Annotated in this window: 7 protein-coding genes (1 of these 7 only partly in view); 3 read left to right on the forward strand and 4 right to left on the reverse strand. The window is 52.6% G+C overall.

Annotation, left to right across the window (positions count from 1 at the left end):
- Positions 1 to 374 carry the 3' portion of a hypothetical protein gene (locus Enr10x_RS22645; protein ID WP_145451469.1) on the forward strand. The gene continues 352 nt to the left of window position 1, outside the view, so only the last 374 of its 726 coding nucleotides appear in the window; its start codon lies beyond the left edge, outside the window; it ends in the stop codon at positions 372 to 374.
- Positions 375 to 399: 25 nt separating this feature from the next.
- Positions 400 to 2,055, forward strand: coding sequence for a hypothetical protein (locus tag Enr10x_RS22650; RefSeq protein WP_145113244.1), 1,656 nt, complete (start codon positions 400 to 402; stop codon positions 2,053 to 2,055).
- Between the two features lie 75 nt (positions 2,056 to 2,130).
- Here Enr10x_RS22650 and Enr10x_RS22655 read toward each other — a convergent pair whose 3' ends face one another.
- Entirely contained in the window at positions 2,131 to 2,625 is a 495-nt protein-coding gene (locus Enr10x_RS22655) for a hypothetical protein (protein WP_145113245.1), read from the reverse strand.
- Positions 2,626 to 2,878: 253 nt separating this feature from the next.
- Here Enr10x_RS22655 and Enr10x_RS22660 point away from each other — a divergent pair, with 253 nt between their 5' ends.
- Complete coding sequence (locus tag Enr10x_RS22660) at positions 2,879 to 4,246, forward strand: DUF1501 domain-containing protein (protein ID WP_145451470.1); 1,368 nt, start codon at positions 2,879 to 2,881, stop codon at positions 4,244 to 4,246.
- A gap of 21 nt (positions 4,247 to 4,267) precedes the next feature.
- Here Enr10x_RS22660 and Enr10x_RS22665 read toward each other — a convergent pair whose 3' ends face one another.
- The 3 genes from Enr10x_RS22665 to Enr10x_RS22675 all read right to left on the reverse strand — a co-directional run bounded on the left by Enr10x_RS22665 (position 4,268) and on the right by Enr10x_RS22675 (position 12,483).
- Complete coding sequence (locus Enr10x_RS22665) at positions 4,268 to 9,598, reverse strand: DNA repair ATPase (protein ID WP_145451471.1); 5,331 nt, start codon at positions 9,596 to 9,598, stop codon at positions 4,268 to 4,270.
- A 151-nt stretch (positions 9,599 to 9,749) separates the two neighbouring features.
- Positions 9,750 to 11,828 (reverse strand): flotillin family protein, encoded by a 2,079-nt coding sequence (locus tag Enr10x_RS22670; RefSeq protein ID WP_390621361.1) that lies wholly within the window; start codon positions 11,826 to 11,828, stop codon positions 9,750 to 9,752.
- A gap of 34 nt (positions 11,829 to 11,862) precedes the next feature.
- A complete protein-coding gene (locus Enr10x_RS22675) occupies positions 11,863 to 12,483 on the reverse strand; it encodes a hypothetical protein (RefSeq protein WP_145451473.1) in 621 nt (206 codons plus the stop codon).
- Between the last annotated feature and the right edge of the window lie 149 nt (positions 12,484 to 12,632).

Consider the following 12,632-nt stretch of genomic DNA (forward strand, 5'->3'; position numbering starts at 1 on the left):
GTTGTTTCCCTGAATTTTATGACAAGTTCTGTAAACTGGTCATCGCCCCGCCCGCCAAAGCGGTCGCGCTCCGCATGAAATACCTCGAAGAATCCCGTCGGGGACTGATGAGTCCCCGCTTTCCCAAGCCCAAAAAGTATCGCCAGCTGGCCCACGTCATCAAAAAAGAGTTTCCGCAGCTGTACGAACTGGAGAAAGTCTGGATCAATCAGCTGCTGGCAAAACGGAATCGCATCTCAACGCTGGACAATTTCTACTGGGCGATGAACAAGGTGGTCTATGGGATCACCTATCTGATTGTGATGTTAACCCTGGGATTTATCATCGTTTACGGACTGGACTTTCTCACCAAGCTGTTGAGTTATCTCGACTGAGTCTGACATCACAGAGGAGAGGGATATGAGTGGCCCTGATGAGCCACAATGGGAATTACTGCCTGATCGACCGGAAGATTTTTTCGGTCTGGAGGGTGAGTACGACGTCCTGGATCTGAAACGGAAGTACAATTCCTTTATCCGAAAATTTAAACCGGAAAAATTCCCGGAGGAATTCCAGAAAATACGCGCTGCGTACGAATCCCTGAACGACGCCCTCCGCTACGGCGAGCCCCTGCCGAGCTCACAAAATCTGCAATTTGACTGGTCCGGCGAATCGGAACAGCCGGATACAGAGCTGCGCGCAGAGTTTTCCGGTTCACCAGATACAGAACCTGCTCACGCTCCTCTCAACGAAGCCTCTGGCAGAACTCAGAAAACGAGTCTACCGGAGCGACTGAAAACCGAGTCAATTCAGTCGCTCTATGAGGAACTGCAACAACAGGCATCGAAATCCCCCTTCGATTATTACGCACTGGCAGTCTTTTCGGATCTGCTGCCAGAGACAAAAGGCAACTTTGCCGGCTGGATCCTGGAAGGCCTGAAGGTCCACCAGGAAGAGTCCGGTCTGTTCGAATTGCTGAAACAGTATTTCTCGCAGGAAATCCCGCTGAAACAACTGGCTTCCCTGCTGCTGAAAACGTCCCGAATCGTGAACTCGGACCGCTTCTATTATCTGACGGAAAAGGGCTGGGATCGTCTGATCAGACATGCCCCCTTCAAAGTGTTTCGGAAGACACTGACGAACTGCGAAGCAAATTTACGCGATCATCGGGTAGATAATCTGCTGGTCTTTTATCTGCACATTCTGAAACCGGGCATCTGGAAAGCCAGTCAGAAGTGGATCGACCAGATCTTTTCCGAAATTGATGCGCATTACGAGGAGCTGCCTTACTGGCTGGAACGGGAGTATTACCTGCTGGATCTGCTCCGCCAGTATCGACAGCAGCGGGAAACGTTTCTCCAGGAGAGTGCCATCCGTGCCACCATCGACAGGGCCATCAGAAACTACAGCTTACTACCCGAAAGTGAAGCCGACCTTTCCTTCCTCGAATGTCAGCTGCTGCTGGTTTCGTATGAAGATGACCTGCTGACAGAATTTCCCAAACTGGACAAAGAACTGCTCAATCTGAGAATTCTCTGGGAACTCATTGCAGATGATGTCTATGAACGTGTGGAAGTCTATGTGGAATTTGGAGAGAGTGAGCACCGAGAATCTCAAATCCAGAAACTGGCCGATCAACTGTTTCACGAAAACTATGGGAAGCGCTTTCAGAACATTACCGAAATCGCATCAACCTCTTATGTCCTGCTGTTTCTGTCGTCAGTCATCTCGATTTTTTATCTGATCTATCGCATGTTTTCATCCTTCTGGATGTCGCTGCTCTACATCGTGCTCATCGCGCTAGCCAACTTTCTGTTCTTTGTGCTGGCTGCTCTCGCCTCGAACTGGCTCAGAGACCGCTACTATCGCGCCGGATGGCGATTTGAGATCATGCGTTTCTTCCAGACCTGCTGGCTCCCCCTGGATGAAGTCGCGGATGAACTGGAAGCATTGAATGGCACGATGAAAGACGACGTTGAGTACGAAGAACTGGACGAAATTGCCAACCTGATGCGGCTCGATCCAGGTCTGTTCATCTACATCACAGCCCAGCGATTACTGCACGCAAGTCACTAAACTTCAACTCTTTGGACATCCCCCAAAACAGCCGGAAAGGAAACCTGTCTGAATCACTCCTGTGAATTGTCTGACTCAGCCTGAAGCAGCCAGCGCTGCCATGATGATTCCGGCAACCACAGCAATCGCAATCGCCAGCAGGATCGAAACCAGATACTGACAGGCTGCCACTCCTAAACCACGTGGAAAAGTGGTTGGTAATAATCCGGAAAGGAGTGCCGCCGAAACCAGAAAGCTGAAGGGGAGCGAAATCAGGCTGGGAATCAAAGCATTCCATGGCGCACTGACGGACCTGAGGAATGCTGCACCAACCACTCCAATCACGAGCCCCAAAATCCAGTTGACAAATGCCGTAACGAACACAATCCCCATCGCTTTCCCCATCGAGGGCTCAGGAACTTGATTCGGATTCTCATCGCCATAGCCGGCAAATTTATTGAAGAGAGAGATCGCAGCTCGCAAAATGACTGCACCGATCAATAACCCGATCGGAACCACAATGACAAAAACCACAAGAACCAACATGAGAGGATCAGGCGCCCCCAAAACCAAAGTTGTCGAATCCAACATTAATATTTCCTTAAATGCAGTATCATTCCCAGAAGAAGTCACAGTTGTTTACATGATCCTTAAGTACACATATAACATTACTAAGTCAACAATATAAATTGATTTACATATATAATTTCCGAGTTGATTTCTGCGTTCATAAATCAGTCACAAGTTGATTCCATATCGGGTTTTAGTTGCACTTCATTTGTTTTTCGATAACATAAGCATAGATTGATGCTTCATATGTCCCTCCCACTGGAGCCAGAAGCCCATGAGTGTTCCTCAACGAATGACCGGCTGCTCGGACTTCCGGAAACTGCCTCGTCGCGAGTTTCTGAAAGCTGGCGGGCTCGGTCTGACCGGCCTGACGCTGGCAGAGCTTTTGCGACACGAAGCGCATGCCGGCCCCACTGCCAGAAAAGAACACTCGGTCATCATTCTCTGGATGCGGGGCGGCCCGTCGCAGCACGAGACCTGGGATCCCAAGCCGCTGGCTCCCGCCGACTATCGCGGTGCCTTTGGTGCGATCAAGACATCCGTCCCGGGAATTGAAATCGTCGACCTGATGCCCCGCTGTGCGAAGATCATGGATAAATGGTCGATCATTCGCAGCCTGCATCATACCAACGCCGGACATTCCGCCGGTGACCAGATTCTGTTTACCGGCTATCCCCCCGGAACCGATCCCACCACCAACGTCCACCCCAGTTGTGGTGCGATTGTTTCGGAACAGCTGGGGCACCTGACGCCCGAACTTCCCCCGTATGTAATGATCCCCCGCCAGGTGCCGGGGACCGATTCCGCTTACCTGGGCGTCGCTCACAAGCCCTTCGAAACCCTTGCCGATCCCGCGAATGAGGGACCGTTTACCTTACAAAACTTTTCCCTGGTGGAAGGCATCAGCGACAATCGCTTTGCCCGCCGCAAGAATCTGCTCCAGTGTTTCGATCAGTTCCGCACCGACCTGGATCGTTCCGGCCAGTTGGACGCGATCAGCAAGTTTCAGCAGCAGGCGTTCGGCATCCTGAGTTCCGACAAAGCCCGCAAAGCCTTTGATCTGGACGCGGAGCGTGACAGCACCCGCGACCGCTACGGTTTCACGGCCCGCTATGATCCGATGGATCCGAGGCGCTGCAGTGCGAGTGCCTTTTCACAACGACTCCTGCTGGGACGACGACTGGTGGAAGCGGGTGTGCGACTGGTGACCGTAGACTGTCGCTGGTGGGATACGCACGTGGAAGGTTTTGACTCGATGAAGAACGGCTTCCTCCCTCGCTGGGATCAGGCTTATTCGGCACTGATCGAAGACCTTGATCAACGGGGTCTGCTGGAAACCACGCTGGTGGTCGCCTGGGGAGAATTCGGCCGCACGCCGCGGGTCAACAAGAATTCCGGCCGCGATCACTACCCGAATGTGTTCAGCGCCGCGATCGCTGGAGGCCCCGTCAAAGGAGGTCGGGTGGTCGGCTCCTCCGATTCTAAGGGCGCCTTCCCCAAAGACAATCCGAAAACACCCCAGGACGTCCTCGCTACGATCTACCAGCACCTGGGGGTCAACACCGGGAAACATTACCTGGATCATTCGGGACGCCCGATCATCACGCTCCCCTTCGGAGAGCCACTGCACGAGCTGGCTTGAAAAGACCAGGCAGAGCTGTCTCTATTCGTCATCTACCCGTCTAATCAGCGCGTTGTAATCTTTCATACAACGCGTCACCAGATCTTTCAGTTCCTGGAACTCGGCCTGATTGGCCTGGGAAGAATTGAGCAGCGGCTGCATCCAGCCCTGCATCAGGTCGAACTGCGTTTCCAGAACATTCAGCAGTGAGCGGGGAATCTTATTGACCACCGTGATCCGGTCGTCGGACCCCGCAGCCGGTTTCTCTGCAGGTGCTGTCGGCTGCTCTGATTCACGCGCCTGCATCGACTTCTCAAACAGAGAGGTGACGTCTTTCGCCCCGGTGCTGAGGGCTGCCTGAATCGCCTGGAGACTGTCTGAGAGGTGCTGGAACCGTTCCGCGAAATCGCGGGCGTACTGATCCAGGTTGGATTCGGTCTTTTCTTCCGTCAGCCGACCGACGCCCGCGTTCATCGCTTCGCGGATGTCCTGCAGCCCCTCGCCAACATTGGCCAGTTGCAGAATCGCCTGGGCCATGCGGTCTTCGCCCCCCACGCTCTTCAGCTGCTGATTTTTGCGGAACGACTTTTTGATCTCATTCCAGCGCTGGAGCTCGGTCTCTTTCAGGATGCCCATCAGTTCCTTGAACTTCAGCAGGTTGGCTTCGGTATCTGAGGTCAGCGTCTGGGCATCATTTTCATAATTCGAGACGATCAGCGTTTCCAGCTCTCGATCATTCATCACCGCAAACACCTTCTCGGCAATGCGGTTCATGTTTCGATAGGACCCCTGCAGCTTGAAGGCCGGCTCGGTCCGATAATCATCCGACTGGGCTGCCGAGCGAATGTACTCCCGGTTCACACTCAGGATCACATCGCGAACGCGAATCAGTTTCTTCATCGTGGAAACCATCTCGTTCAGTTCTTCAACGGAATAGTTCCCTTCCAGGTCCCCCCGTTCGCCGGTTCCATCTTCGGCCATCTGGATGATCGTGTAGATGTCTTTCTGGCTGCGCGAGGTCAGCGGATTCAGCACCGGATTGGAGGTAATGCAGTTTTCCAGGTAGCTCATTTCGAACGCATCCGCATGCTCGCCGATCACTTCACCCAGGTTATAGATGTCGGCCCGGTTGGAAAGCATGTCCGGGATCTGGAATTTCTCCCCACTCTCCGTATACGGGTTCCCCGCCATGACGACAGCGACTTTGCGTCCCCGCAAATCATAGGTCCGGGTTTCCCCTTCGTAGACCCCTTCAATTTTTCGCTGGGCGTCACACAGGGAAATAAACTTCTGCAGGAATTCCGGATTACAGTGCTGAATGTCATCGAGGTAGATCATCACGTTGTCGCCCATCTCCAGCGAGAGATTGAGCTTCTTCACCTCTTCCCGGGCGCCTGCATTCGGTGCCGCTTCCGGATCGAGCGACGTCACCTGGTGTCCCAGTGCCGGCCCGTTGATCTTCATGAAGATGATCCCCAGGCGGTTGGCGATGTATTCCATCAGCGTGGTTTTACCGTAACCGGGAGGAGAGACCAGCATCAGCAGTCCCATCCGGTCGGTCCGTTTCTGTTCTCCCGCTTCGCCCATCTGCTTGGCCAGGTTATCACCGATGACCGGCAGATAGACTTCGTCGAGGAGCCGGTTCCGCACAAACGAAGTCAGCACCCGCGGACGAAACTCTTCCAACCGCATCGCGTGCCGGGTTTCATCGACGATTTCTTTTTTCAGAGACACATATGATTCAAAGCGGGGCACATTCATGCGCTGAAAATCAGACAGCCGCTGCATGAAGCGGTTGAAATGCAGATGATATTCGCCCTGCTGGATGCAGGCATGCGAACCGGACAGGCCGGTAATCTGATCGGTCACCCGGGCGTCGATGAGCCGTTTGCGGTCCAGTTTTCCGGCCAGCAACAGTAACGCGATTTCATCCCGGTAGTCGCGGTCTTCATCAGAATCCAGGTGCTCCAGATAGGCTGCCACCCAGTCCCGGGCCAGCAGGAACCAGTTGGCGGGATGGGCGTGTGTCGCCTCCAGGCTTTCCTGCAGGCGTTTCAGAGCCTTATTGTGTTTTAAGTATTTTTCAAATTCCTGGAACAGTTCTCCCGCCCGCTGACTGATCACAAACTGCTCGCCGCGCACCAGTTCCTGGAACAGATATTCCGCGGCTTCGGGAATCAGGGTCTGCTCAAAACTGGGAAGCTGTTGTACAAACTCTGTCAGCTGCTGCTGGAGCTCGCCGATATAATACTGCTGCTGCCCCGTTTGCGGAAAGACCTGCATGATCCTGCCGAAGCCGGTCAGTTTCGATTCAAACAGCACTTTGATCTCAGGATCACAAAAGTAGTTCCAGTACAGATTCGCGAGCGCCCGTGCTGCAGGCTGGTAGCGCAACAGGCCTAAAGCAGGCTTAATTTTGAGCAGCGATTTCACCAGCAGCAGTGCATCCTGATCGTGGACCCCTTTGACATAGCCTTCACTGTAGCGGGGCCCCATGAATTTCTGGATGAATGCCAGCAGTTCTTCGTCCGTCAGTTTTGTCAGCGATTCCAGTGAATGTTCCGAATCCGACTCCAGCGAGTTCAACAGAGAGTAAGCTAAATATTCGACGCGATAGACGTTTCGATTTTCCGAGATGAGTTCCTGGTTCCAGACATCCCGGGTGGCCAGCAGCCGTTCGTCATCGATCTCCGCAAAGAAATTGGTACCCGTCAGATGCAGTTGCAGCACATCGTCCCGCATTACCGTCGTCAGGTCCAGGGCCTGCCGATTGACAGTAAAGTTGCGATTCCCCAGTTTGATGATATTTTCGCCGTCGACAAACAGTTCCTGCTTGTCTTTCAGCTGCCGGACGGCATCTTCGCGAATGCTTTTCAGACGGCTCTGGATGTCGTCTACTTTGACGGTATCTTCCAGTTCTCCCAGTTGGCGAACGATGTCCCGCACCTTGTCGATCATCAGATCGGAGGCAAAGTAGCCGTTGATCTCATTGATCGACTCCAGCTGTTCGGCCCGGCTGCGGATCCCGGTTAGAATCCGATCTGCGGATTTCGCCAGAGAGTTGGCCCGCTTATTGCGGCTTTCCACAATCGCCAGCTTCCGGGACTCAAAAGCAGCATAGATCTCTTCCCGCTTTTCGGTCAGCTGTTCGACAAACTCATCAAATTCAGCAAACCGCCCTTCGAGTTCCTCGACCTGGATCATCAGCTTGGTCAGGAAGTCATCGCACTTCTCGGGGGAATCGCTGACGTCCAGATAATTGACCACGCCCTGATTGAGCAGTTTGATCTGGGCATTAAATTCCGCGACCCCCTCGACCGACATCAGTTCCTTGATGCGATTCTTGAGTGCCGCCCGGCTCTGATTGATGCGGGAGAAATTAGCGGAAATATTGTCGATAATTGCCGTCCGCTGAGTGGTGTCTTCCACTTTCAGGTTACTGACAATATCGATCAGCATTTCCAGCTCAGAGGAACTGGCTTCGATCTCCTCTTCCACTTTCCGTGCATCGGCCACTTTTTCGACCGTTTTGATCTGTTCAGAAGCAGCCGTAATCCGATCGGCGTATGGCTTGAGGGCATCCTTGCGTAACAGAAACTCGACGCACCTCCCCGCCAGCTTCTCGGTCCGTTCACTGACTTTTGCTTCCAGCTGTTCGACGAGTGCCACGTCCACATACCGCAAATCACGGAGTGAAATCACATCGCCCCGCAGACTCCGCAGGCTGGCCAGACTCGTTACGAAATCGTCGATCTGATCAAATCGACGATGGTCCACAGCTGTGAACGTCTCCCGGGTGAGCGTTTCGACTTCAGTAGTCTTTTTCTTCGTATTCTGCCTTAACTGCAGGACTTTTTCGTACTCGGTGACCGCAGCTTCCGCGGCTTTTTTGATCTCGAGGACCACCTCGCCCAGGGCAAAAGTGTCCTCATGATTGATCCAGAAATAGGAATCAAGCACGTCTGTCGACTGCTTCACCAGGTCGACATACAGATTTTCATAAGCGTCTTTCCGGTAAATCAGTCCCAGCAGCTCATGGCACTCGGCCATCCCGCGCACGATGTCTTTGTTGCCGATTTTATTGAGGTAGGAATCGGTCTTCTGGGGTATTTCATACGTCTCGCTGACATAAGGCGTTTTCCAGAGCTGAATCGTATGATGCTTCTGCGGCTCCCCCTGGCCGGAGAAACAGATCAGCTCGCCCCCTTCAAACAGCGTGAAGCCGTGGCAGATCATGGGGGTATCAAGCTTCTGTTCAATCACATTATACTGCAACAGAACATAGGCCCCCTGTTCCGGCTGATAGAACACATACAGAAAATCTTCGCCGTTCGGGGCTGCGATTCGCTCCTGGTAGAGCATGTCCTGCAGGTCAGTCTCGAAGGTTTTCGATTCCCCGTTCTGCAGATAGTATCCGTTGGAAAAGACCAGACCGTGATCGTCAGGCAACAGAATGCAGGCATCCTTGATCGAATCCAGCCGCCGGGCCTGCTGCAGCTTTTCGTTGTAGATGAAGTAACGGAACTTCGTTTCCTGGTAAGGCTTGATCTTAAGCAGAATCAGCGAACCGATCAACGCATAGAAAATCTCGGCGTCATCGAGTGTCTGGTCCGGATCGTCGACCGGCTCAGCATAGATCCCTTCGCCGGTATCGGTGTTATTCTCGATCTTAATGGTCAGATCGCCGCCGATTGTCTCGACAAACAGCCGGTCATCAATCGAGATATGGGGATGCACGCCGGAGTGATGCAGATCGCGATGCGTCCGCACCCACTGAAATTCCTGCTGGGGTGGATACTGGACCTCGTGATCGCTGCGGTTGTCCACGTAGACCAGCTGATCTCCCTGGAACGCCCACTTAAACGATTTAAAATCGCGCGGCCCGTCCCCCACCTTAAACAGCATATACAAAAAAGGGCCTTTGACAAAGAACTTGGCAAAGGTCGCATGTTTGTAATAGCGATAGATGTCTTTAAAATCTTTTTCGAACTCCGGATTCTGAATCAGATCCAGCGGGAGGACATGGTAAGCCCCCTCCTTGAATTCATAGACAGAAAAGACATCGCTAAGCTGGATTTCCGTCTTGAGCCCGAAATGGACGTTGTAACCAAACAGAAACCGGTTCCCGACGGCCAGCATGTCGCGGGGAATGCAGTTGTGCTCCGTCGTAATCCGGTCACTACCCAGCAGCTTGGTCTCGATGGAGCCGAAAACTTCCTTGCGGCGTTCATTGAGTTGCGACAGCCGGGCCTGCAGCTCTTTACCACGGCTCTGCAGACGATTCTGAATGATTTCATACGTACTGCTTTCCAGGGCAATGGCATCTGCATTGCCGGCTGCAGTCTCAGTGGTATGATTTTCTGAATCCGCCATTTAATCGTGAATCCCGTGGCTCACAGTTTCAGTTGATGACCTAAAAGCAAAGAGCAGAGGCCAGCGTCTGCCCTCGCTGCCTGCTGATCAGCGGCAGGAGAGCAGACCAGAAGCCTAGTCCGTCCAGAGAGAGCGTTGACGCCACTCTATTTTACGATTCCACCTTGGCGTTCATAAAGGAAGAAACCTTCCTGTCAGAAATCCCGAGATTTTTCACGGTCGCCAGCAGGCGGTTCAGCGTCGACCGGTCTTCATCACTCTCGGCCTGAACCACCAGTTGCGAGATCAGGGCAGCCACGGAAAGGTTCTTGACGTCTTCGAACGACATTCCAAACCGGGAGATAAAGCTCTGCAGCTGGTCTTCGAAGTAATCCGGATTCCCGTTAAAGAAGGTGTTCTTGATATCCGTCAGGGTTTCACTGTTGTGAACGAAGCGATCGATGGATTTCCCGCTCTTGATCGAGTCGACAATCTTATCGAAGAACGTGGTTTCGCCGCCCACGATATCGATACGGGCCGACTTGAGCGCCTCTCCGACAATGCCGGCCTGAGCCTCGGCGATTTCCTGCTGTGCCGAGATCGCAGCCAGTTCGATATCCTTTTCCTTGTTGATTTTGATCTTGAATTCTTCGTGATCGCGTCCGACTTCGTCGAAGAGTTTCATCGCATTGGCTTTCTCTTCGATCCCGTTCGCTTCCGAGCTGAACTTCAGCTTCATCACGTTGGCTTCCGCGGTTCCGGTCTTCTCGGTCGCTTCGGCTTTGGCCATCATGACGTTGGCTTCGGCCTGACCGGTCTTCTCGGTCGCCGTTGCCTTGGCAATCATGACCTGGGCATCGGCCAGACCGACTGCCGCCCCGTCTGCCGTCTTGGCTTCCGCCATGACTTTGATCGCATCCGATTTCTTCTCGGTCGCCGTCTTTTCGGCTTCGGCTTCGATGACCACTTTTTCGGCCAGCAGTTCAGCAGACGATTTCTGAGCTTCGGCCGCCTTGACTTCTTTGACCAGATTTTCCTGGGCTTCCATTTCCGCCTTGGTCACGGTGACCTGCTTCAGACGATCTGCGGTTGCAAATTCGTGCGTATCCTTGATGCGTTCCTCTTCTTCGACCACGGCCCGTTCCACGATGACCCGCTCGCGAATCACTTCCTGGATATTCCGTTTTTCGACTTCGATCGCCTTGTCTTTTTCAATATCGGCAATACCGACGACCCGTTCACGTTCGGTCACTTCCAGCAGACGGTCTTTTTCCACCCGCTCGGTTTCGACCGCATCGGTCCGCTCTTTGTTCTTCTGAGCCACAATGATCTGCCGCAGTTTGTTTTCTTCTGCAACCGACAGTTCTTCATCGGTCCGGATCCGCGCGGATTCTGCCTTCAGCCGCTCTTCATGTTCCACGCGGCGGGCTTCTGCTTCTTCACGAGCAGTCAACGACGCAATTTCCCGTTTCTGTTTTTCAACTGCTTCGACCCGCTGACGTTCCAGTTCCAGAATCGTTTCCTGGGCTTCCACGTCCTGCTTCTTGATCGTCTTTTCTTTCTCACGCGTAATGTTGTTGGCCAGTACGTGCTCACGGGCGGTGAGATCGGTGATCTTCTTGATCCCTTCCGCATCCAGAATATTAGTTGGGCTCAATTTCTCAAGCGGCGTCTGTTCCAGATAGTCAATCGCACAGTCATCCAGAACATAGCCATTCAGATCGGTGCCGATGATCTTGAGGATCTCTTCCTTAAACTTGTCCCGCTCGTTGTAGAGCTCAACAAAGTCAAAATGCTTACCAACGGTCTTCAAGGCTTCCGAGAACTTGGCATCAAACAGTTCCACCAGGGCTTCCCGGCTGGAGGCACGTTTACAACCCAGAGATTGGGCCACGTTGCGAATGTCATTCGAAGTATTGTTGACTCTCACGAAGAAAGCCACTTCGATATCCGCCCGGATATTATCCCGACAGATCAGACCGACTTCCCCTTTACGGGCAATTTCAATCCGTTTGACCGAGAGATCCATCTGTTCGGCTCGATGCACGATGGGGATAACGAGAGTACCCTCACCAGTCGCAACCTTAAGACCTTTATAACCCGTAATTACCAGCGCCTCTTCCGGTCCAACCTTACGGTAAAAACGGGAGACCACAGTTAAAAATCCACTGAAAAAAATAGCCCCAACGAAACCTACCACGACCCATGTCAGGAGAGAGAATCCTAGGAAATCGTATGCAAGCAGCGGCATACTGGATGTTAAATTCGCCGGTAAGAACATGGTATTATGACTCCTGGTTAATTTTTACGACGTAAAAGGCCTGTGTTTCCTGGTTATAATCCGTCAGACGCACCAGATCTCCCTTCTGGATTGTTTCGTCTTCCGAACGAATATGTAACTTGAGAGGAGCTCCTTCCGTCTCCAGTTCAGCCTGGCCATACTTCTCGGTGACCGAACTGCTGGTTACATGACATGATTTGCCTAATAAAGTTTCAATCTCATTGGGCGGCGTGTACCTGAAAGCCCCTCGAAACGGTTGCGTTATCAGCTTGACGACTACCAGACTGATTCCCAGATTTCGCAGGAACAGTGGTACATAATCAACAAAAGACTGTATTTCTACTTTGGCATCGAAATTGACTGAAAGTGCCCACATACTGAGTGAAAAAATACTCAGCCAGAGCATCACAGGCACTTCACCAAGATTCAAAAACCGGAGTCCGATAAACCCGAAATCCAAAACTGAAGGCTTATCACCACCGACTTCAAGGTCCAGATCGAAGTCGAGAATATCGATGTCCAATGCCCCTACCATCACACACAGCCAGTACAGCACGCAAATGGCGACCAGCACCGTTGACGGCAGTGTGGGCCAGTTCAGAGATGCGTGCAGCAGTTCAATCACGGCGGGCTTTCGGTTTACATGGAAAAAAATACTTCACATTCCCCGGACAGAGGAGAAATGTAGAAACTCTCTGCCACCCGACTGGAAAGAGATTCCAACGAGTGTGGTCCTTTCAGTATGAACCATAAAACAGATTTGGCAGACTAAAG

The sequence above is a fragment of the Gimesia panareensis genome (assembly GCF_007748155.1).
GTDB lineage: Bacteria > Planctomycetota > Planctomycetia > Planctomycetales > Planctomycetaceae > Gimesia > Gimesia panareensis.

Coding starts and splice junctions, on each gene's coding strand:
- Enr10x_RS22665 (WP_145451471.1), bottom strand. CDS start 9,598: ATGGCGGATTCAGAAAATCATACCACTGAGACTGCAGCCGGCAATGCA.
- Enr10x_RS22655 (WP_145113245.1), bottom strand. CDS start 2,625: ATGTTGGATTCGACAACTTTGGTTTTGGGGGCGCCTGATCCTCTCATG.
- Enr10x_RS22650 (WP_145113244.1), top strand. CDS start 400: ATGAGTGGCCCTGATGAGCCACAATGGGAATTACTGCCTGATCGACCG.
- Enr10x_RS22660 (WP_145451470.1), top strand. CDS start 2,879: ATGAGTGTTCCTCAACGAATGACCGGCTGCTCGGACTTCCGGAAACTG.
- Enr10x_RS22670 (WP_390621361.1), bottom strand. CDS start 11,828: ATGCCGCTGCTTGCATACGATTTCCTAGGATTCTCTCTCCTGACATGG.